At 70.8% G+C, this 21,245-nt stretch carries 19 protein-coding genes; 10 read left to right on the forward strand and 9 right to left on the reverse strand.

The window, feature by feature from the left end; genetic code table 11:
• Together HV824_RS27955 and HV824_RS27960 are read right to left on the reverse strand one after the other, a co-directional pair.
• On the reverse strand, nt 1-491 hold a 491-nt coding region (locus HV824_RS27955; RefSeq protein ID WP_368738114.1), incomplete at its 3' end, for a J domain-containing protein.
• Nucleotides 492-506: 15 nt separating this feature from the next.
• The gene (locus HV824_RS27960; protein ID WP_176419865.1) at nt 507-881 is read right to left on the reverse strand and encodes a response regulator; all 375 of its coding nucleotides are present in this window, start codon (nt 879-881) and stop codon (nt 507-509) included.
• Between the two features lie 82 nt (nt 882-963).
• Between HV824_RS27960 and HV824_RS27965 the strand changes: the two genes are divergently transcribed.
• The 4 genes from HV824_RS27965 (at nt 964) to HV824_RS27980 (ending at nt 7,536) form a co-directional block, all read left to right on the forward strand.
• Nucleotides 964-2,364: a M20/M25/M40 family metallo-hydrolase gene (locus HV824_RS27965; protein WP_176419864.1), complete on the forward strand. Its 1,401-nt coding sequence runs from the start codon at nt 964-966 to the stop codon at nt 2,362-2,364.
• Between the two features lie 42 nt (nt 2,365-2,406).
• The gene (locus HV824_RS27970) at nt 2,407-3,303 is read left to right on the forward strand and encodes a transcriptional regulator (RefSeq protein ID WP_176424642.1); all 897 of its coding nucleotides are present in this window, start codon (nt 2,407-2,409) and stop codon (nt 3,301-3,303) included.
• Nucleotides 3,300-6,365 carry a serine/threonine-protein kinase gene (locus HV824_RS27975; RefSeq protein ID WP_176424643.1) on the forward strand — a complete coding sequence of 1,022 codons (3,066 nt, stop codon included), beginning with the start codon at nt 3,300-3,302 and terminating at the stop codon, nt 6,363-6,365. The genes HV824_RS27970 and HV824_RS27975 overlap by 4 nt, the downstream gene beginning before the upstream one ends.
• Before the next feature lie 334 nt (nt 6,366-6,699).
• Nucleotides 6,700-7,536 carry a YhfC family intramembrane metalloprotease gene (locus tag HV824_RS27980; RefSeq protein ID WP_368670998.1) on the forward strand — a complete coding sequence of 279 codons (837 nt, stop codon included), beginning with the start codon at nt 6,700-6,702 and terminating at the stop codon, nt 7,534-7,536.
• Between the two features lie 3 nt (nt 7,537-7,539).
• Here HV824_RS27980 and pip read toward each other — a convergent pair whose 3' ends face one another.
• Nucleotides 7,540-8,508: a prolyl aminopeptidase gene (pip, locus tag HV824_RS27985; protein ID WP_176419860.1), complete on the reverse strand. Its 969-nt coding sequence runs from the start codon at nt 8,506-8,508 to the stop codon at nt 7,540-7,542.
• 88 nt (nt 8,509-8,596) lie between these two features.
• On the opposite strand from pip, the gene HV824_RS27990 reads away from it, so the two are divergent.
• Entirely contained in the window at nt 8,597-8,809 is a 213-nt protein-coding gene (locus HV824_RS27990) for a hypothetical protein (RefSeq protein ID WP_176419849.1), read from the forward strand.
• A gap of 47 nt (nt 8,810-8,856) precedes the next feature.
• Here the strand turns inward: HV824_RS27990 and HV824_RS27995 are convergent, their stop codons facing one another.
• On the reverse strand, nt 8,857-10,071 hold the full coding sequence (locus HV824_RS27995) for a small ribosomal subunit Rsm22 family protein (protein ID WP_176419859.1): 1,215 nt from the start codon (nt 10,069-10,071) through the stop codon (nt 8,857-8,859).
• A 125-nt stretch (nt 10,072-10,196) separates the two neighbouring features.
• Between HV824_RS27995 and HV824_RS28000 the strand changes: the two genes are divergently transcribed.
• The 5 genes from HV824_RS28000 to HV824_RS28020 all read left to right on the forward strand — a co-directional run bounded on the left by HV824_RS28000 (nt 10,197) and on the right by HV824_RS28020 (nt 16,627).
• On the forward strand, nt 10,197-11,204 hold the full coding sequence (locus tag HV824_RS28000; protein ID WP_176419858.1) for an ATP-binding cassette domain-containing protein: 1,008 nt from the start codon (nt 10,197-10,199) through the stop codon (nt 11,202-11,204).
• The gene (locus HV824_RS28005; protein ID WP_176424645.1) at nt 11,201-12,004 is read left to right on the forward strand and encodes an ABC-2 family transporter protein; all 804 of its coding nucleotides are present in this window, start codon (nt 11,201-11,203) and stop codon (nt 12,002-12,004) included. The genes HV824_RS28000 and HV824_RS28005 overlap by 4 nt, the downstream gene beginning before the upstream one ends.
• 1 nt (nt 12,005) lies before the next feature.
• Complete coding sequence (locus HV824_RS28010) at nt 12,006-12,812, forward strand: ABC-2 family transporter protein (protein ID WP_176419856.1); 807 nt, start codon at nt 12,006-12,008, stop codon at nt 12,810-12,812.
• 348 nt (nt 12,813-13,160) lie between these two features.
• Nucleotides 13,161-15,341, forward strand: a complete 2,181-nt coding sequence (locus tag HV824_RS28015) for a kelch repeat-containing protein (protein ID WP_255208397.1) — start codon at nt 13,161-13,163, stop codon at nt 15,339-15,341.
• 170 nt (nt 15,342-15,511) lie between these two features.
• Nucleotides 15,512-16,627, forward strand: coding sequence for a triacylglycerol lipase (locus HV824_RS28020; protein ID WP_176424646.1), 1,116 nt, complete (start codon nt 15,512-15,514; stop codon nt 16,625-16,627).
• A 12-nt stretch (nt 16,628-16,639) separates the two neighbouring features.
• Here HV824_RS28020 and HV824_RS28025 read toward each other — a convergent pair whose 3' ends face one another.
• From HV824_RS28025 to HV824_RS28045, 5 genes are all read right to left on the reverse strand, one after another.
• Nucleotides 16,640-17,542: a helix-hairpin-helix domain-containing protein gene (locus HV824_RS28025; protein WP_176419854.1), complete on the reverse strand. Its 903-nt coding sequence runs from the start codon at nt 17,540-17,542 to the stop codon at nt 16,640-16,642.
• Nucleotides 17,543-17,671: 129 nt separating this feature from the next.
• The gene (locus HV824_RS28030; RefSeq protein ID WP_176424647.1) at nt 17,672-19,063 is read right to left on the reverse strand and encodes a cell wall metabolism sensor histidine kinase WalK; all 1,392 of its coding nucleotides are present in this window, start codon (nt 19,061-19,063) and stop codon (nt 17,672-17,674) included.
• Nucleotides 19,060-19,749 (reverse strand): response regulator transcription factor, encoded by a 690-nt coding sequence (locus tag HV824_RS28035; RefSeq protein ID WP_217917813.1) that lies wholly within the window; start codon nt 19,747-19,749, stop codon nt 19,060-19,062. Before HV824_RS28035 ends, HV824_RS28030 begins: the two co-directional genes overlap by 4 nt.
• 43 nt (nt 19,750-19,792) lie before the next feature.
• Complete coding sequence (locus tag HV824_RS28040; protein ID WP_176419851.1) at nt 19,793-20,755, reverse strand: hypothetical protein; 963 nt, start codon at nt 20,753-20,755, stop codon at nt 19,793-19,795.
• Nucleotides 20,756-20,828: 73 nt separating this feature from the next.
• A partial coding sequence (locus tag HV824_RS28045) for a RidA family protein (RefSeq protein WP_255208398.1) occupies nt 20,829-21,245 on the reverse strand: 417 nt, incomplete at its 5' end.

A 21,245-nucleotide genomic window follows, 5' to 3' on the forward strand; every position in this document is an offset into this window, starting at 1 on the left:
ACGGGCGGCGGAGGGCGGGGGGCCTGCGCCGCCTGCGTCCAGGTGGCCTCCGCGGCGCGCATGCGGCGCGACAGGAAGTCGAAGATCTCCGCCGACACCTTCTTCAGCTCCGGATGCGTGTCCGGCGACACGTGGTCCGGCGTGAAGCGCTTGGCCATGCGGAAGTAGGCCAGGCGCAGCTCGTCCAGGTTGGCGGTGGGCTTGAGGCCAAAGACTTCATGGGCCGGCAGGCTCTGCATGGCGCGCATCTGCGCGCGCAGGCGCTCGGCTTGCTGCAGCTCCAGCGAGGGCGAGGGCCGCGCGCTGGCGAACAAGTCGCGCAGCTCGGGCAGCTCCGGCAGGGCGACCCAGTTCGTCCCATCCCGCGAGGCGCGCACCGCGGCCTTCAAGCGTCCGGAGGAAATCAGTTCCCGCAGGGCCTGGAGCGCCAGCGGCCCCAGCACACGTCCGAGATTGTCCGCGACCCAGTAACCGACAGCAGAAGACGACACGCAAACACCCCGGAATCAGTGAGCCAGCGCCTGGCGCACTGCCGAGGCGATCTCAAGCGGATGAAAGGGCTTGCCCACGAAGCCCACGGCGCCTGCCGCCATGGCCTGCTCCACGACGGGCTCCGCGTCCATGCTGCTGATGACCAACACCCGCGTGGTGGGCGACACCGACTTGATGGCGCCCAGGACCTCCAGTCCGCTCTTCTTCGGCATGAACAGGTCCAGGAACATCACCGCGGGCTGCTCCCGCGCGGCCACGGCCAATCCTTCCTCGCCGTCCGCGGCCTCGAGCAGCCGCAGCTCGATGCCCGTGTCGGCGATGACGTCCTTGAGGATACGGCGCACGAAACTGTCGTCATCGACGAGCAGCAGGGTCGGGGTGTCGGACATGGCCATGGATGATACTTGGACCGCGCGACATCCGCGCGGGGACATGGCACGCCTGCCCGTCTTTTTGGGTTAAGGGGTGAGCATGTCCACCGACAACGCTCTCTCACACTTCGAGTCGAAGAAGCAGACGTACCTGGAGGACCTCAAGTCCCTCGTCCGCATTCCCAGTGTCTCATTTCCTGGCTTCGATGCGACGCAGGTACGACGCAGCGCGGAAGCGACTGCACGGCTGCTGAAAGACCGTGGTTTTGAAAACGTTCAGCTACTCGAAATCGAGGGCACGCACCCCTACGTCTATGGCGAGGTGCTCAAGGCGCCGGGCAAGCCCACGTTGCTGCTCTACGCCCACCATGACGTGCAGCCCGCGGGTGACGAGGCCGCGTGGAAGAGCCCCCCCTTCGAGCCGGTGGAGCGCGATGGCCGCCTGTACGGACGCGGCTCGGCGGACGACAAGGCGGGCATCGTCGTGCACACGTCCGCGGTGGAGTCGTGGCTGAAGGGCGCGGGGGCGTTGCCGCTCAACGTGAAGGTCATCATCGAGGGCGAGGAGGAGATTGGCAGCAACTTCCTGGGCGCCTTCCTCCAGAAGCACGCGGCGCTGCTGAAGGCGGACGCCATCGTCCTCACCGACACGTCCAACTTCGACACCGGCCTGCCGTCCATCACCACCGCGCTGCGCGGGCTCGTCACGGTGGACGTGGAGGTGCGGGCGCTGCGGCAGGCGGTGCACTCGGGCATGTGGGGTGGGCCGGTGCCGGACCCCGTCATGGCGCTGTGCCGCATGCTGGCCACGCTGACCCACGCGGATGGTTCCATCGCCATCGAAGGAATCCGCGAGCGCGTGAAGCCGCTGACGGACGCGGAGCGCCAGGGCATCCAGTCCCTGCCCGGAGACGAGGCGCACTTCCGCGCGCAGTCAGGCCTGCTGCCCGGCGCGCAGGTGCTGGGGGGCGGGGCGCATCCGTGGGAGCTGAACTGGCGTCAGCCGAGCATCGCCATCAACGCCATCCAGGCCAGCAGCCGCAAGGACGCGCGCAACATCATCTGTGATTCGGCGTGGGCGCGGGTGGGCATCCGCATCGTCCCGGACCTGGAGGCGCGCGACGTGGAGCAGCGCCTGAAGGAGCACCTGCGCGAGGTGTGCCCATGGGGGCTGGAGGTCCACTTCGACACGGAGGGCGCGTCCGGTTGGTGGTACACGGACCCGTCCCACCCCGCGTTCCAGGCGGCCTTCCGCGCGCTGGAGAAGGGCTACGGCGCGAAGGCGGTCGCCATTGGCTGCGGCGCCTCCATTCCCTTCGTGGAGCCCTTCGCGAAGGAGCTGGGCGGCGTGCCCGCGCTGCTCATCGGCGTGGAGGACCCGTACACGTATGCCCATTCGGAGAACGAAAGCCTGCACCTGGGCGACTGGGAGAAGTCCATCCGCAGCGCCATCCACCTCTATGCGGAGCTGGCCGAGGCCCTGAGCGCGCGGAAGGGCTGAGGGCCTTGATGTATCGTGAGCGTGATGTCAGGAGCGGTTGGGATGCCTGGGGCGAACACGGAGTTCCTCGAGTGGGTGTTGCAGTCCGCCGGCGAGCCGTCCTCCGCTCGCCTCCGTGAGGCTCCGGGTACCAGGGAGGCCGTGGGCCGCGCCGTCTCCCTGGCCGAGGCCCTCCACGCCGCCGCGCCCGAGCCCAAGGCCTTCGCCCAACACCTGGGGACGCTGCTCTCGCGAGCGGTGGACCCGGTGCTCGCGCTGGAGCGGCTGCATGCCAGGGACCTGGCGCTCGCGCTCTCCTGCGCACAGGGGCTGCCGGCGGCCCGGGCGCTCCTGGAGCAGGAGGTCCTCCTCAAGCTGCGCGTCCCCCTGGCGCGCATCCATCCTTCGCCGGTGTTCGCGGACGAGGTGCTGCAGGCCCTTCGGACCAACCTCTTGCTGCCTCGCGCGGAGGCGCCCTCCCGGTTGCTCGGCTACGCGGGCGCGGGCCCGATGCTGCACTGGGTGAGCATCTCCGCGACGCGGCTCGCGCTGCGGATGCGCGAGGCCTTGGGAGAAGCGTCGCACGTCGAGGCCGAGGTGCTCGCCGCGCACCCCGCGCCGGGTGGCTTGGAGCTGGGCTTCGTCCGGGAGGAGGCCCGCGGGCATGTGCGCGCGGCCTTCGTCCAGGCGGTGGCCTCGCTGGACGACGAGGACCGGGAGTTGCTGCGGCTGCACTTCGTCGAGCGCCTCTCCCTGGAGCGCATGGGCGCCCTGTTCGACCTGCACAAGTCCACCCTGTCCCGCCGGCTCACCGCGGTGCAGCGGCTGCTGGAGAAGCGGACGCGGCGTGCGCTCGCTGAACGCCTGTCGTTGCCCGAGCCGGAAGTGGACAGCGTGATGCGCGCCATCCATGGACGGTTGGACTTGAGCCTCTCGGGCCTGTTGGCGGGGCGTGAATGAGCTGCCCGGACGAGAACGCACTCTCGGGGTATGCGAGCGGCGCGCTGGACCCCGAGGGCATGACGACGGTGCGCCAGCATGTCTCCGGCTGCTCGGAGTGCCGGAGCGTGCTCGCCGCGCTGGGCGGGCTGGAGAATCCTCCACCGCTGGTCGACACGGGGCTGCTCGTCTCCGGCGCGCGCGTGGGGCGGTACGTGGTGCTGGGGCTGCTCGGCGAAGGTGGCATGGGGCGCGTCCATGCCGCCTATGACCCGGAGCTGGACCGCAAGGTGGCGCTCAAGCTGCTGAACCTCGCCAGGCTCGGGGAGGACTCGTTGGCCCAGGCGCGTCAGCGACTGGAGCGCGAGGCCCGCACGATGGCCCGCCTGTCGCATCCCCATGTCGCCCGGCTGCATGACGTGGGGGAGTTCCAGGGGCAGCTCTTCCTGGTGATGGAGCTCGTCGAGGGGGGCACGCTCCGGCGGTGGCTGGCAGAGCGGCCGCGCACGCGCCGGGAGGTCCTGGCGCGCTTCATCCAGGCGGCGGAGGGGCTCGCGGCCACGCACGCGCTGGGCATCATCCACCGCGACTTCAAGCCCGACAACGTCCTGCTGACGCGCGACGGTCAGGTGCGCATCACCGACTTCGGCCTGGCCAACGCCGCGGTGGGGCTGGGGCCTCCTCGGGAGGACGCGGCCATCGTCTCCGGCGACGCGCCGCTCACCGTCACCGGCGCGTTCCTGGGAACGCCCGCCTATGGCGCGCCGGAGCAGCTTCGCGGAGAGCGGGGGGATGCCCGTTCGGACCAGTTCGCCTTCTGCGTCGCGCTCTACGAGGCGCTCAACGGGCAGCGGCCCTTCGCGGGCGCCGCGCGCGAGGAGCTCCTGGCGTCCATGCAGCGCCAGGAGGTGCGCCCGGAGCAGCGGGGCGTGCCCTCGTGGCTCAAGGCGGTGGTGCGGCGGGGCCTCTCCGTGGACCCGTCGCGGCGCTTCGAATCCATGCAGGTGCTGCGGGCCCGGCTCTCGCGGGAGGTGGGGGCCTGGAAGCGCAGCGCGGCCACGGCGGTGCTCGCCGGAGGACTGGTGGGCCTGGGGTTCCTCGTGCTGGGGCCTTCCGCGGCGACGCCGAGTGAGACGTGCCATGGCAGTGAGCGGCACCTCGCGGGCATCTGGGACGCATCCGTGCGTGAGTCCACGCGTCAGGCCTTCTTGCGGACGGGAGACCCCGCGGCCGAGGCTTCGTTCCAGGCCGTGTCCTCCACGCTGGAGCAGTGGACGCGGGACTGGACGCGCGCGCATCAGTCCGCGTGCGAGGCGACGCGTGTCTTCGGCGAGCAGTCGGAAGCGGCGCTGGGGCTGCGGATGACGTGCCTGGACCAACGGCTGGGAGAGCTGTCGAGGCTGACGGTGGCGCTCCAGGGCGCGGACGCGCGGACGGTGGAGCGGGGCTTCGGGCTGGGGGCCTCGCTCGGAGGCGTGGGCGGGTGCGCGGACGTGCGCACGTTGCAGGAGGCCGTGTCTCCGCCGGAGGACCCGAAGGCGCGGGCGGAGGTGGACGCGGTGCGCGCGGAGCTCGCGCGGGCGAACGCGGAGCGGCTCGCGGGGCACACCCCCGAGGCGCTGCGAATCGCGCTGGCCGCCCGGGAGCGCGCGCTCGCCACCCGTCATCGGCCGCTGGAAGCCGAGGCGCATCACCTCTGCTCGCGATTGCAGGAGGACGCGGGGGCCTTCGAGGACGCGCGCGCGTCCCTGGTCCTGGGCTCTCTGGCGGCCGAGGCCGGGCGGCACCTGGGCGTGCTCGCGCGGGTGCTGCACTTCCAGGCCTGGCTGCATGGGTACGGAATGGGACGGCCCCAGGAGGCGTGGCCCTTCCTCCATCGCGCCCGGGCCGTGGCGGAGACGCTGCGAGACGCCGAGCTGGACACCCTGCTGGACCAGGTGCAGGCGGAGCTCCTGGAGCAGGAGGGCCGCTTCTCGGAGGCGGAGTCGCTGCTGCGTGCCTTGCTGGAAATCGCCAGCGCCCGGGGCCAGACATTCACGCGCGCGGAGCTGAACGGCCGGCTGGGGTTGCTGGCCCGGCAACAGGGGCGGTTGCTGGAGGCGAAGCGTTGGCAGGAGGAGGCGCTGCGCGTCCATGAGACGCACTTCGGGCTGGCGCACCGGGACACGGGACGGGCCCTGTCGAACCTGGGGGGCACGCTGGCCCTCCTGGGGGAGCTATCGAGCGCCGAGGCCGTCCTCCAGCGGGCGCTGGGCATCCTCCGCCAGACGCTGGGTGCGGAGAACCTGTCGGTGGCCCGGACCTTGTCCAACCTGGCCCTCGTCTACTTCGAGTGGGGGCATGGGGCCCAGGCACGGGAGGCCGCGGAGGAGAGCTGGGCCGTGGCGCTCAAGAGCGTGGCCGCCGACAGCCCGGTGTTGATAGGGGTGAAGTCGAATCGGCTGGGGGTGCGGGGCGAGCAGGGCGAGCGTTTGCCGGAGCTGGAGTACGCCCGAGGCCTGCTGGCGCATCGCGAGCGCGCCTATGGCGCCACCCACCCGGAGGTGGCGCTGGATGCGCACGAGGTGGGCCGGCTGCTGCGGCTCCTGGGGCGTCCGGACGAGGCCCGCGGCTTCCACGTTCGCGGCGTCGCGCTCCAGCGGCCCCTGGCCGACAAGGGGGAGATGGATGGCTCGGGACTGCGCTACCTGGCGGATGCGCTCCTCTTTTCGGGACAGGTGGAGGAGGCCCGTCGTCACGTGGAGCAGGCGCTCGTGGCCATGGAGCGGGACCTGGGTCCTTCGTCGTCCGAGCGCATCGAGGCGCTGCTGCTGCTGGGGGACGTCCACCTCGCCCGAGGCCAGCCCGCCGAGGCCCTGGCGCCACTGCGGACCGCGCTGGAGGACCTCACGGCCCGGCAGGTGGTCTCCGCGCGTGTCCCCAGGGTGCGCCGCCGGCTCGCGCGGGCGCTGCGATTGACGGGCGCTGAGGACGCGGCCTGCGGGGAGGCACGGCGCGCCTGGGAGGAGCTGTCCGTGTGGCGCAAGGCCTATGTCCAGGAGACGGCGGAGGCGCGGGCCGAGCTGGCGCACTGCCGCGGGTAGCGGTCGATTTCATGTAACGGCGTCGTCCGGCCTGTCTCCTCCCGTCAGGGGGCGTTCGCGCTCCCGCGACTTCTCGGGCGGATGACATCCTGCGACCGCCTCCCTCGCTCCGGGGCGCTCCAGGGGGAGAGACGAAGTCCTGCCGCGCGGTGTCGTCATCCAGTCAATGGCGGGCCCGGAGGCCCCGCCCCGCACAGAGCGGCTTCAGCTTTTTTCGGGTCAATACAGTCAAGTCTTGGAGGCCGGCACTTTCTCCCTGGATTCGGATGGCGCTTCGCTGGTGTCCTCGACGCCGCGCGCCGGGTGCCTATGCCACCTGGCGGAGAGGGGCCCCGTGGACGCTGTGGATACGAGGCTGGTCGCCAGCTACGCGGTGGCCATCGCCTTCGACGTGCTGCTGCCGGTGGGCCTGGTGCTGTGGGCACGACGGCGGCTGGGCGTGGCCTGGAAGGTGGTGGGCTGGGGCGCGGCGGCGTTCGCGCTGTCGCAGCTGCTCACCCGGGTGCCCCTGGTGCAGGTGGCGCAGTACTTCATGCGCGACGCGCTGAAGACGTCCTCGGCGCTCCTGGGCGTCTGGATTGCGGTGCTGTCCCTGTCCGCGGGCCTCTTCGAGGAGACGGCGCGGCTGTGGACCTTCCGCAAGCCGCTGAGGGACTTCCGCCGCTGGCGCGACGCGGTGGGCTTCGGCGTGGGCCACGGCGGCCTGGAGTCGGCGCTGCTGGTGGGCGGACTGTCGGCGCTGGGGCTCGTCAACGTCATCGCCCTGTCGTCGGTGGACGCGTCCACCCTGCCGCTGAAGCCGGAGCAGGTGGCGCAGGTGGTGGAGGCCAAGGCCGCCATCGCCGCGCTGGACTGGTGGATGCCGCTGCTGGGGGCCTACGAGCGGCTGGGCGCCATGGTGGTGCACATCGCGCTGTCGGTGGTGGTGCTCCAGCGCTTCATCCGCGACGAGGTGAAGTGGTACTGGCTCGCGGTGGGCGCCCACGCCTTCTTCAACGCGCTGACGGTGGTGGTGGGGAAGCAGGCCACCGCGGCGTGGGGAACGCAGGCCGGGGCGTTCGCGGCCGAAGGCATGGTGACGCTGGCCGCGCTGGCCAGCCTCTGGGTCATCCTCTATTTCCGCCGCGTGGACGCGGCGCGCGACAGGGCGGCCGTCCCGGCGCTGACGTGAGCTTCAGCGCCCGCGGAAGCGGTCGGTGGCTTCCACCAGCGCGGAGGTGTTGCCCGGCTCGTTCGCGGAGTGCCCCGCGTCGGACACCATGACGAAGGCGGCCTCCGGCCAGGCCTTGTGCAGCGCCCAGGCGCTCTCCGGCGGGCACACCACGTCATAGCGTCCCTGGACGATGACGGCGGGGATGTGGCGGATGCGGTGCACGTCGTCGAGCAGCTGCGTGTCGCCGCGCAGGAAGCCCCGGTTGACGAAGTAGTGGCATTCGATGCGGGCGAAGGCGAGCGCGAAGGCGTCCGCGCTGTTGCGCGCCACCAGCTCCGCGTTGGGATACAGGCAGCTGGTGCGGCCCTCCCACACGCTCCACGCGCGCGCCGCCTCCTGCTGCGCCTTCACGTCGGAGCCCATCAGCCGGCGGTGGTAGGCCGCCAGCAAATCGCCGCGCTCCTCGGGGGGGATGGGCTCCAGGTAGTACTCCCAGGCATCCGGGAAGAGGGCGCTGGCGCCTCGCTGGTAGAACCAGTCAATCTCCTGCTTGCGCAGCAGGAAGATGCCGCGCAGCACCAGCTCCGAGACGCGCTCGGGGTGTGTCTGGGCATAGGCCAGGGACAGGGTGCTGCCCCATGAGCCACCGAAGAGCTGCCACCGGGAGATGTCCAGGAACTCGCGCAGCCGCTCCATGTCGGCCACCAAATCCCAGGTGGTGTTCTCCTCCAGGCTGGCGTGCGGCGTGCTGCGTCCGCAGCCGCGCTGGTCGAACAGGATGATGCGGTACGCGGTCGGGTCGAAGAAGCGGCGCTGGCGCGGGTCCGTTCCTCCGCCAGGGCCCCCGTGGACGAAGAGCACCGGCTTGCCTTCCGGATTGCCACTCTCCTCGAAGTACACCTCATGCCCGCCGGAGACGCGCAGGCGGCCGGTGCGGTAGGGCTCCAGGGGCGGGTACAGCGAACGCAGCGGCCGGTGGGACACGGACACGGGCAGGCCTTCCGTAGCGGTGGGAGCGGCTGACCCTAACAGGGCCTCGCTCCTGGGCCTGCCGTCCTCCGGTGGCGGGATGTCTGGAATGGGCGGCGCGCTCCCTGCCAGGGCCGCGCTCTGTCAGGCAGGCCACGGACGATGTGACGGCGAGTTCACCGCGCCGCGCCGGCTGCGGCGGGTTCGCGTGCAGGCCACCGTCCTCGCGCGGGGCGCGGTGGGCGCCATGAAGGACGGCGTGAAGGCCTTCCGCCTCATGCGCGACGTCCTCACGGGACGTCATGCCCACCTCCGGCGCTGAGCCGGGCCGTCCATCTTCCGGCCCCAGGGCGGCAGGGGCCGGGTGCTTCACTCAGGAGGGCGCGGGCCGGCTCCCGGGCTCGAAGGCGCGTCCTCCTTCGGCGGCGGGGGCGGCACGCCCTTGCCCGCGGGGGCCACCACCCGCACCTCGGTGCGCTCGTCGAGCGCGAGCCCGTCACCCTTGGGCTCCGTCTCCGTCACGGAGATGACGTCGCCCCGGTTCAGCTTGAGGAACCGCTCATTGCGCTCGTTGCGGTGGCGCTCCTGCATCGCCAGTCCCACGCGGCCCTCCGGGCCACAGCCGATGTAGCGGTGCCGGCCCTTGCCCTCCAGGGGCTCGGAGACGATGCGGAACAGGCGCCCGGGCGTCAGCTCCGGCCACGCTTCGTCCCTGGGGGCCAGCACCAGGTAGCTCATCTTCAGCGATTCCTTGTGCAGGCTCGCCGCGCGCGCCAGCTCCTCCACCACGCGAGGCATGGGCCAGGCGCGCTCCGCGTGGCACCAGTCCGTCTCCTTCACCAGGGCGGGGCAGGGGCCGCGGTACATGCAGGGCGCGCGGACGGCGTAGCCCTTGGCCACCATGGCGTCGCGCACGTGCAAGAGGCCGCGGCTCGTCTCGCGCAGCGCGGGCTCCATCACCAGCAGGCTGCCACCGCGCTTCACCTTCGCCAGAATCGTCTCCAGCAGCGCCGCGCGGGGGGCCGTGGCCGCGTCGCCCGTGCCGTACAGCTCGTTGACGACGTGGCCCATCGTAATCAGGTCGAACTGGCCGTCGGGCAGCGCGGCGCCCTTCTTCGTCGGGTCCCAGTCGCGGGTGGCCAGGGCCTCACCGGCCTCGGCGGCCAGGTTGCGCGCCAGGGTGAGGGCGGCCTTGCTGCGGTCGGCGGCGGTGACCTGGCCCCCGCCCGCGTCCAGGGCGGCGAAGGCCACCGGGCCCGGGCCGCTGCCCAAATCCAGCACCTGCCGGGGGCGGCTCGGCAGCTCGCCGAGCACCTGCCGGGCCTGCGCATAGGACACCGGCCAGTAGAAGAGGAGGTAGGCGCCCAGGAGCTTCGGGTCGTCCATGTACCGCGCGCCGGCGAGCTGCCGCTCCCGCGTGAGGCCCAGGGAGAGCTGGCGGACACCCGCCGCCACCTCCTTCACCTCCTGGGGCGTCAGGCGCGTCTCCGGGGCGCCGCCACCACCGCGGCCGCGTGACGCGCGCCAGACGGCGATGAGCCGCGGCATCCATCGCTCCAGGTCCTTGCTGTATGCGTTGCTCATCTGGTCCAGCCTTCACCTGTGAGGCCGCGTCCCGCCGCGGCCGTTGCCAACCCATTGTCGTCCCGCCAAGGCGTCAACGGCGAGATCGCCATGGAGGGGGAGACCGCGTTAAACCCTGGTCGCACATGATTTCCGTTCGCGGCCTTCGCAAGCACTACCAGGTCCATCAGCGCCCGCCGGGCTTGAAGGCGGCCCTCCGCTCGCTCGTCCACCGTAGCTACACCACGGTGAAGGCCGTGGATGGGATTTCCTTCGACATCCGCCCCGGAGAGCGGGTGGGCTTCCTGGGCCCCAATGGCGCCGGGAAGACGACGACGCTCAAGGTCCTCTCCGGCCTGCTCCATCCCTCCGACGGCGAGGTGACGGTGGACGGCCACGTCCCCCAGCAGCGGGAGGAGGCCTTCCTCAAGAAGATCATGCTCGTCATGGGGCAGAAACAGCAGCTCCTGTGGGACCTGCCTCCGGCGGAGACCTTCGAACTCAACCGGGCCATCTACGACGTGCCCCAGGCCCAGTACAAGAAGACGATTTCAGACCTGATTGAGCTCCTGGAAATCGGGGACCTCATCGGCAAGCCCACCCGGCAGCTGTCGCTGGGGGAGCGGATGAAGTGTGAGCTGGCCGCGGCCCTCATCCACCAGCCGCGGGTGCTCTTCCTGGACGAGCCGACCATCGGCCTGGACGTGGCCATGCAGGCCACCATGCGGACGTTCATCAAGGAGTACAACGAGAAGTACGGCGCCACGCTCATCCTCACCAGCCACTACATGGACGACGTGGCGGCGCTGTGTCCCCGCGTCATCGTCATCGACAAGGGCCTCTTGTCATACGACGGCGGCCTGGACGCGCTGGTGCAGCGGGTGCGGCCGGAGAAGCGCGTGGTGCTGCGCCTGTCCGGGGAAGTGGACGTCGCGCGCCTGTCACCGCTGGGCAGGGTGGTGACGCACGAGCCCGGAATGGCGGTGCTCCAGGTCCAGCAGGAGGCGGTCAACGCCACCGTCACCCGCGCGCTGTCCACGCTGCCGGTGATGGACCTCACGGTGGAGAACGCGCCGCTGGAAGAGGTGATGAGCGAGCTGTTCGCGGAGTCGAAGGCGCGCCGGACGGCGGCGTCGGAGCCGGTGCCCGCATGAGCGCCAGGACGACACTGCGCGCCTTTCCCACGTTGCTGCGGGTGGGGTTCGCGGAGGCGGTGGCCTACCGCGCGGAGATGCTCATCTGGGTGCTGTCCACCACCATGCCGCTGGTCAACATGGTGCTGTGGATGGCGGTGTCGCGTGAGGCGCCCGTGGGGCGCTTCGGCGAGGCGGACTTCATCAGCTACTTCCTGGCCACCTTCGCGGTGCGGCAGCTCGCGACGTCGTGGGCGGCGTGGCTCATCAACTGGGAGGTGAAGCAGGGGACGCTGGCCATGCGCCTGCTGCGTCCCATCTCCCCGCTGTGGGCCTACGCGGTGGAGAGCATCGCCGCCTTCCCCATGCGGTTGATGGTCGCGGTGCCGGTGATTCTGCTGAGCGTGGCGCTGGTGGGGCAGAAGGCGGTGCCCCAGCACGCGTGGCAGTGGGGCTTCTTCGTGCTGGCGGTGATTGGCGGGTGGGCCGTGGCCTTCCTGGCCAACGTGGCCATTGGCGCGCTGTGCTTCTTCCTGGAGAGCAGCCAGAAGGTGCTGGAGGTGTGGCTGGTGCTCTTCTTCGTGTGCTCGGGCTACATGTACCCGGTGGAGCTGCTGCCGCCCACGCTGCGCACCCTCATCGACTGGTTGCCCTTCCGCTATCAGATTGGCGTCCCGGTGGAGCTGCTGACGGCGGACTATGGCTGGGAGCAGTCCCTGCGGCTGCTGGGCGCGCAGTGGGCCTGGGTGGCGGTGCTGGGCGCGTTGGCGGCGGTGACGTGGAAGCAGGGCGTGCGGCGCTTCGCGGCGTTCGGGGGCTGACGTGAGGCTGAAGCGCTATCTGCGGCTGCTGGGCATTCAACTCAAGGCGTCTGGGCTGCTGTCCCTGCAGTACCGCGCGGACTTCTTCACGGAGGGGCTGACGTCCCTCTTCTGGACCTTCACGGCGCTGGCGCCGCTGTTCGTCGTCTACAGCGAGCGGCCCAACCTGGAAGGCTGGAGCTTCGGCGAGGCCCTGCTGGTGGTGGGCTGGTTCACGCTGCTGCAGGGCATCCTGGAGGGCGCCATCAACCCCAGCCTCACGGGCGTGGTGGAGCACATCCGCAAGGGCACGCTGGACTTCGTGCTGCTCAAGCCCGCGGACGCGCAGTTCCTGGTGTCCACGCAGCGCTTCCAGCCGTGGCGGGCCTTCAACGTGCTGACGGGCGTCGGGCTGTTCGTCTACGCCTTCATGCACCTGGGGCGGTGGCCGTCGGTGGCGGGGCTGCTGGCCTCCGTGCTGCTGCTGGGGACGAGCACGCTCTTGCTCTACTCGCTGTGGATTCTGACGGTGAGCGCGGCGTTCTTCGTCGTGCGGGTGGACAACCTGACGTACCTGTTCACCTCTATCTTCGACTTCGCGCGCTGGCCGTCCTCCGTGTTCCAGGGCGTGGGGCGCGGCGTCCTGACGCTGGTATTCACATATGTCATCCCGCTGGCGCTGATGACGACCTTCCCGGCGCAGGCCATGCTGGGCCGGCTGCCGCCCCAGTCGCTGGTGGGCGCGGTGGCGGGCGCGGGGCTCTTCGCCTGGGGCTCGCGTCAGGTGTGGCTGCGCTCCATCCGCCGGTACACGTCGGCGAGCAGCTGACGCGGAGGCCCTCGCGCCGCCGGAGGCGCCCTCCGTGAAGGCACGAGGCGGGCCGAGCTCCAGGGGCCGTCAGGGGGGCGGGTGTCCATGGCCCCGCGCTGAGTCACAAACCCCTCCGCCTCAATCCATGTCACCGCGCGTTTCACGAGCATTTCTTTTATTGCGTGAATTGATGCGCCCTGGCGCGGCAGTCTTTGGCATTCACCCCGCACGGTGGGTGCCCAAGGCCCCATGTATTTTATGTGTTCAGTTTTGGGTGCTGCGATGGTCCGCCCGTGCAGGGCTGGGGTAAAGGCGCCGGGCGCGGTCCTTCCGCGCATCCCCCCGTCACACAAAGGACCCCCACTCATGTTTGAACCTGCCGGGTTCGGCCGCAAGGCCGCGCTCTTGATGACGCTCGTGTTCGCGGGATGCTCACACGAGGATTTTGCAGACGCGCTGAATGCGCCATGGCGCCAGGACGCCGAGCTCGCATCCGTCAGTTGGGTGGGCACCCCCAGCATGTCCACCCAGCGCCTGGACCATACGGCCACGGTGCTGCCCAATGGTCGCGTGCTGGTCGCCGGTGGCCAGTCCTCCACGAGCGCCGAGCAATACGACGTCGCGACCGCGCGGTGGCTCAGCGCGGGGAACATGAATGTCATCCGCCGGCGTCACACCGCGACGCTGCTGCCCACTGGCAACGTGTTGGTGGCGGGGGGGGACGTCGCCGCCGCGACCACCGGCACCGCGGAGCTGTACGACGTGGCCACGGGAACCTGGTCTTCCACCGGCAGCCTGGACTCCCTTCGCTCGGGACACACCGCCACGTTGCTGCTCAACGGCCAGGTGCTGGTGGTGGGCGGCGAGGACGGCAACGGAACCGCGTTGATGACGGCGCGCCTGTATGACTCAGGCACGGGGACGTGGAGCGCCACCCACAGCATGAGCGTCCCGCGCATGGGACACGCGGCGACGCTGCTGCCCAATGGCAAGGTGCTGGTGTCGGGCGGGCGCTCCAGCTCGTGGGGCGCCGTCCTCCGGACCGCGGAGCTCTATGACCCCGCGACGGGGACCTGGTCCTCCACCGCCGCCATGAGCTCGCCGCGCACGGGTCATGCTTCGACGGCGCTGCTGAATGGCAAGGTGCTGGTGTCCGGCGGGCTGGTGGACGACATCACCGCGACGCGCAGCGCGGAGCTGTACCACGTGGAGTCGGGCGTCTGGGGTTCCGCGGGGAACCTGATGCCCGTCGAGCGCGCGCACCACACCGCGACGGTGCTGCACTCCGGCGAGGTGTTCATCACTGGTGGCTCGGATGGCAGCGAGCCCTACCTCCAGAGCGCGGCGCTGTATGACCCCGTCAACGCGCTCTGGGCCTCCACGGCGTCAATGGGCACCAGCCGGCTGGGCCACGCCGCCGCGCTGCTGGGCACGGGGGAGGTGTTGGTCGCGGGAGGCAGCCCGGACGGCGTCCTGCGCACTGCCTCCGCCGAGCGTTACCTTCCGCCCACGCTCCCCTGGCGCGCCGCGAATGCCATGCTGTCCGCGCGGTATCACCATTCCTTGACGGTGTTGTCTGCGGGCGAGGTCCTCGCGGCGGGTGGCACCGCGAATGGCAGCACGGCCTTGACTGGCGCGGAGCGCTACTCCGAAGCGACGGGCCACTGGCTTCAAACGGGCGCGCTGCTCACCGCGCGTTACCTCCACACCGCGACGTTGCTGCCGGATGGGAAGGTGCTGGCCGCGGGAGGCCAGAGCACCTCGTCCAGCTACCTGCCCTCGGCGGAGCTCTATGACGCGGCGACGGGCACGTGGACCGCCACGGGTGCGCTGGCGGCGCCGCGCGCGCGTCACACCGCGACGCTGCTGCCCAACGGCAAGGTCCTGGTGGCGGGAGGGCGCAGGAGCTCCAGCTTCTCCGGCATGCTGGCCACCGCGGAGCTCTATGACGGGGCGACCGGAACCTGGACCGCCACCGGGGTGATGAGCCGCCGGCGACAGTACCACACGGCGACGTCACTGCCGTCCGGCAAGGTGCTGGTGGTGGGAGGCAACACGCAGGATGGAGACACGTCCTCGGCGGAGCTCTATGACGTGTCCACGGGGCAGTGGACGCTCACCGGCTCCCTGTCCGGGACGCGATATGGGCACACGGCGGTGGCGCTGCCGTCGGGCAAGGTGCTGGTGGCCGGAGGCTGGGGCGCGCGAGGGGCGCTCGCCACGGCGGAGCTCTACGACCCGGCGACGGGCACCTGGATTTCGCTCGCGTCCATGCAGCACCCCCGCTACGGACCGATGTCCGCGCTGCTGCCCTCTGGCCGCGTGCTGGTGCTGGGCGGTGACGGAGGTGGCACCGTGGGGTTGCTGGACTCGGCCGAGGTGTATGACCCGGCCAGCGGCCAGTGGCACAGCGCCGGGACGTTGCCCACGGCGCTCACCAGCGCGGGCGTGGTGACGCTGGTGGGTGCTGGCCGCGTGCTGGTGTCGGGCGGTCTGAGCCCCAGCGGCTCGCTGTCCGCCGCTGGGCTGTATTCGCCCGCGCCCTGAGTCCACGTCCCGCCCCGGGGGCTTGTGTCACCGGGGCGGGCTTTCGGATGCGGCCCGCAAGACAGCTCGAGGGCGGAGGTGTCGCCTGGGTGATGGCGGCTCGCTTTCGGGTGACCTGGGCCGCGGCGCCCCTGCTCCAATCCTTCCAGCGGTGCATTCAAGGGGGGCGCATGAAACGGTTTCAAGCGGTGGTCATGACGGGGCTGCTCGCCGGAGTGCTGGGCGGGGCCCCAGCGTCCTGGGCGGGCGCGGCGAGGACGCAGTACCCCGTGGTGTTCGCGCACGGCATGGGCGGGTTTGATGACCTGCTCGGCTACGACTACTGGGGGAACGACTTCGGCACCTTCGTGGGTGAGCCCTGTGAATCGCGCTTCGACACGAACTGCAACAGCGACCTCGACCCGGGACAGCGCGCTTTCGTGGCGCAGGTGGCGGCGTTCCAGTCCTCGGAGGCGCGCGGGTTGGACCTGGCGGACGACATCGAGGGCTTCATGGCGACGGCGGGTGTCTCGAAGGTGAGCATCGTCGGTCACTCGCAGGGAGGCATCGACGCGAGGAAGGCGGCGCGCGTGCTGCGGGAGCGGCGCGGTGTCACGTCGGTGGCGGTGCTGGCCAGCGTGTCATCGCCGCACCGGGGCTCGCCCGTGGCGAAGTACATCCTCGACCAGAAGCCGGGCGTCACCAGCGTCATCGCGGCGCTGGCGCGCTACTACGGCGACTCCGTCTACGCGCCGGGCAACGACGCCTACGCGGCGGCGAAGCAGCTCGTCTTCAATGACTATTCAGCCTCGGATGGTGTCGTCACGGGCATGAAGGCCTTCAACGAGAAGTACCCCGTGAGCAGCAGCTACGCGGAGCGCTACGTGTCCCTCGTCACCGCGCAGCACGGCGTGAATGTGAATCCGGCGCTGTACCTGATGAAGGAGTTCCTCTTCGACATCGACGGCAACGGCTACTGCGCGGGGGATGGGGACAACGACGGCGCGGCGGGCTGCGGCGACGGCGTGCGCAACGAGGCGGATGACGATGGCATGGTGGGCATCAGCTCGCAGCAGATGGGGCGCCGGCTGCGCTACCACGACGCCTTCTTCGGCTTCGACTCGGTGACGGACGACGCGTCCATTCCGGTGCTCAATGCCTTGAACGCGCCGTCGCGGCTGCAGAGCACGTCCATGTCCAGCGTGGTGCCTCAGGACCATGTGGACGTGGTGGGCGTCGGGCCGGATGCCTTCGATGAGTCGGAGTTCTACGCCGCCCTCATCCACTACATCTCCCTGCACGATTGACGCGCCGGTGTGTCAAACCCCGGGCCGTGGGGCTTCGACCTCCTCGGACTCCACGCCGTAGTACGCGAGGCACTCCACCTCGCGTCCGCGCACCACGCGCCGACTGTCGAGCGGACCGCCGCGCTCGGTGACGACGGTGCATTGGCCCTCGTCGCCGTCCTGGTCGAAGTAGAGCACCACCCAGTCATGGGTGGCATTCTGCTGGTGGGCCAGCGCGGTGTTGGAGAAGAGCGCGCGGAAGTTCCACCCCTCCAGCTTCTTGCGGAGCACGGGCAGCCACGCTTCTCCGGAGGGGTTGAACCGGCGCGGTGCAATCCGGCGCAGCTCGCCCGCGTCCGCGCGCCGCCGGTACTCCTCGTCCACCTGGAGCAGCACGCCCACGTCTGGCCGGGGGCCTTCATCCCGCCCCTCGCTCCGCCGTGCGGCGCCGCGCCGCTCCCTGCCAAGCCTCGCGCCCAGCAGCTCGCGCACCTGTTCTCCGCGCCGGGGCCCGAAGCCCTCCACACGCTCCAGGCGTCCGTCGTGCGCCGCCTGCTCCAGCTCCTCCAGCGTCCGAACGCTCAGCTCGTCATGGATGCGGCGGGCCAGCTCCGCGCCGATGCCCGGCACGCTGGCCAGGAGCTGCTCTGGAGAGTGGTCCGTCTCCAGCCGCTGGAGCAGGGAGAGCTGCCCGGTGCGAATCAGCTCCGCCATCGCCGCGGCGATGCTCTTCCCCACGCCGGGGAGCTTGCGCAGCCCCGCTTCACCTTCCTCGGCCAGCAGCTCCGCCACGGGCCGAGGCCACTGCGCGATGGTGTCCGCGGCCTTCCGGTAGGCGCCGACCCGGAAGGGCATCGCGTCCTGCTCCTCCAGCAGGTCCGCGACGCGCTCCAGCGCATCCGCGACGTCGATGTTGTCCTTCCAGGCAACGCCCATGGCTGCCTTCAAGGTGGGGTGCGTCGAGGACGGTGGCCACCCCTGTCGCTCAGGTCTCGTCGTGGCGCCGGGCTCGGCGGGCAGCCGGTAAGGCGGCCACTTCGCCGCCCGCCCTCGCGGCAGCGGCGCTCAGCGTGGCTCGCGCGTGGAGGCGCGAGGTCCTTCAATGACGACCTTCAGGCCGCGCGGCGGGTTGGGCGCGAAGGCGAGTGAGAAGCCGACGCGGAGGCACAGCTCGCGGACGATGGAGAGGCCGAGCCCGCTGCCCCGGGTCGCCCGCCGCCGCGTGGCCTGCGCGCGAAACCCGCGCTCGCCCAGGCGCTCGAGCTCCTCGGCCGAGAGGCCTGGGCCGTCGTCGAGCACGGTGAGCCGGAAGCGCCCGGGCTCCGCATCCTCCAGGACGGCCACGACGTGGCCACCCGCCTCGCCGTGCGTGACGGCGTTGTGGAGCAGGTTGCCCAGGGCCTGCTCCAGCATCGTGGGGTTGCAGCGCACCCAGAGCGCCTCGTCGGGCCGCGAGCACTCCACGGTCAGCTCCAGCAACCGCGCGAGCTGCTGGAGCCTGCGCACCACGCGCTCCATCGTCTGGCCCAGCTCCACGCGCGGGTCGCCCGCCGTCGGGTCGATGCCCTCTCCGAGCTGGCAGGCGAGGTGGAGGTTGTCCACCAGGGAGGTGAGGTAGACGGTGTCCTCGATGCCCTGGCGGAGGAGCGCCGCGTTCGGGTCGGCGGGCGTCGTCGAGGCCAGCTCCAGCGACAATTGGAGCGAGGCGATGGGGGTCTTCAGGTCATGCGCGACGTCCGCCAGGTGTCGCTCCAGCGCGTGCTTCTGGGCCTCGATGCGGGTGGCGTCCTCCTGGACACGGGCATGGGTGGCGTCGAGCACGCGTGACAGCTCGCCCAGCTCGTCGTCCTGGCCATCCGCCGCGGAGCGATACCGGCTCGCCCCGAGCAGCCCCGCCGCCCGATGCAGCCCGCGCAGGCGTTGGAGGAGGGGATGGACGACGACGAAGGTGGACAGCGTCGCCGCCAGCATCGTGAAGAGGACGGCGGACACGAAGACCCACCCGCCCACCGTGGCGCGCTCGTGCATGATGGGCCAGCGGAACTCCAGGAGGCTGCAGGGCCCCGCCTCCGCGAGCTTCAGCAGGGAGGCCCCCGCCCACGCGGAGTCCGGATGGAAGAGCGGGAGGTAGAAGGTGGAGGGCTCACGCTCGCCTTGCGCGAGCCGCGCGAGCAGCTTGGGGTCGGGCCGTGCACCGGGCGAGCCCGCTCCCACCTGGGCAAGGTCGTACGCCTCCACCTCCACGCCGTGTGGACTCCGGAAGCGCCAGCCCGGCGTCGTCCGGCACTCCGAGGCCTGGGGCGCGAGCACGAGGGCCGCGGACATCCGCACGCCATGCGTCAGCGCGGCATCCACGCCCAGGACAATCGCGAGGATGGACGCGCCCAGCGTCCCCAGCAGGCCCACGAGCGCCGACGCCACGAGGATGCGTTGGGCCAGGCGGTTGCGCAGCCTCAACGCGGCTCCTCGTCGGGGACGAACCGGTAGCCAATCCCCCAGGACGTCTGGATGCGCGCGCCCGCCGGCCCCAGCTTCTTGCGGATGCGCGCGATGTGAGAGTCCACGGTCCGGTCATCGCGCTCCTCGCTGGGCGGCAGCGCGTGCTGGGCAATCTGGGCGCGTGTCAGGGCCCGTCCCGGGCGCTCCGCGAGGTAGGCGAGCACGTCGAACTCGTGGCGCGTGAAGGGCAGGGCGCCTGTGCCTTCGCGGCTCGCCTCGCGGGCGTCGAGGTCCAGGCTCACGTCATCCCATTGTAGCACGCGTCGCGGGCGCTCCTCCTGGAGAAGCAGCCGTGTGCGGATGCGGGCGACCAGCTCCTCCATCCAGAAGGGCTTGGGCAGGTAGTCCACCGCCCCCAGTCCGAAGGAGCGCAGCCGGGCTTCCAGTTCCTGTCTCGCGGTGAGGACGATGACGGGGACACGGAGCCGGAAGCGCCAGGCCTCCAGCAGCTCGAAGCCGTCCTGCCCCGGCAGGTTGAGGTCCAGCACCACCAGGTCAGGGTGCTCGCGCTCGGCCATTTCGAGCGCGAGCAGGCCGTCCGTGGCGAGCGCCACCTGGAAGCCCGCGAGCTTCAAGCCACGCACGATGCCCGCGGCGATGGGGGCATCGTCCTCCACGACCAGGATGCGCGCCGACGGGTTCATGGACACGGGCCCCAGGTGGGTCTCTTCGCGTCAGCGCTGTCGCTCAGTACACCCAGGTGTAGCCGCAGCCGACAGTGGCGCTCACGCCGTCGTCGGAGAAGGTGCTGAGCTCCGCGCCGAGGCTGATGACGAGACCCGCGAGGTCGAGCCTGCCACTCGTGGCGAAGGCCGTCCATTCCTTCTCGGTGACGGGCATCTTGAAGATGACCTGGGTGCTGCCGCAGAACTTGCCGGCGCCAGCCCCCAGGCTGACCGCGAGCACGGGGCCGGCGAGCTTGGAGGGCATGTCGGCCCACACTCCAAACTGGAAGCTCATCGACACCCCCTTGGTGACGCCCGCGACGCCTCCGCAGCCGTAGAAGCCCCGGAGTTGCTGCTGCTCCGGGTGGTCGAAGGCGATGCCGACGCTGCCCTCGACGCCCCCGCCGAAGGTCATGCTGCCGCCGCTGCCGATGGAGAGGGTTCCGAGCCCCTTGCTCCGGGCGTCGTTGCCGGTGCGCTGGACCGACTCGTCCTGAGACAGCGAGCTGACCGTCTTGTGCGTGTCCTCGTCCTTCTTCTTCTGGGAGGACTGGCCCACGAGGAAGTCCACCTCCTTGTAGCGGGTGGGATTCGTCAGCAGCGCGTAGCCCGTCTCGGCCATGCTCTCCAGGAGGGCCAGGTGCTTGCGGTAGACGTCCTCGGCCAGCGCCTCGGCGACGTCGCTCAGCGCGTCCGTGAGGAAGCGGGTGGACAGCTCCACCGCCTCGTTCCACGCGGCTTCCCCAGCAGCCAGGGACTCCGCATACGCCTGCTCCGCCAGCTTCGCGGTGTCGCGGGTGAGCGTGTCGACCTCCCGGGCGAGCTGCTCGGCCTCGCGGCTCACCTGGTTGGAGACCGTGCCGGCCGTACCGGTGACGGTGTCGGCCGCCTTGTTGGCGGTGTCCACCACCGTGTTGCCCGCCTTCTTCGCGGTCTTCTTGACCTTCTTCACGGCCTTCTTGAACGACTTGCTGAGGCTCGACATGTCGTGGGTACCCCCGGCTGAGTTGAGGGACCCACCTTGCGGGAGAAGTGTTGAGGGACTGTGGAGCGCGCCTTCAGCCGCCGCCCGCGACGACGGCGTCCGCTTCAATCTCCACCAGGATTTCGGGGGAGATGAGGCGGCTGACCTCCACCATCGACGTGGCGGGGCGGATGTGGGCGAAGAGCTCCCCATGCGCCCGGCCCACCGCCTCCCACTGCTGGATGTCCACGACGTACATGCGCGTGCGCACCACGTCCTCCAGCCGAGCGCCCAGGGCCTCCAGGGCGGATTGGATGTTCTGGAGCGCCTGCCGGGCCTGCTGGTAGGCGTCCCCCACGCCCACGATGTCTCCCTGGGCGTCGGTGGCCGTCGTCCCGGACACGGAGACGAAGGGGCCCACACGCACGGCGCGCGAGTAGCCCACCTGGGGCTCCCACGGGGTTCCAGTGGAATGTTGGGTGCGCTTCATGGGGGCTCCAAGGGGAGGTGG

Source organism: Myxococcus sp. AM009, from assembly GCF_013372605.1.
GTDB classification, from domain to species: domain Bacteria; phylum Myxococcota; class Myxococcia; order Myxococcales; family Myxococcaceae; genus Myxococcus; species Myxococcus vastator.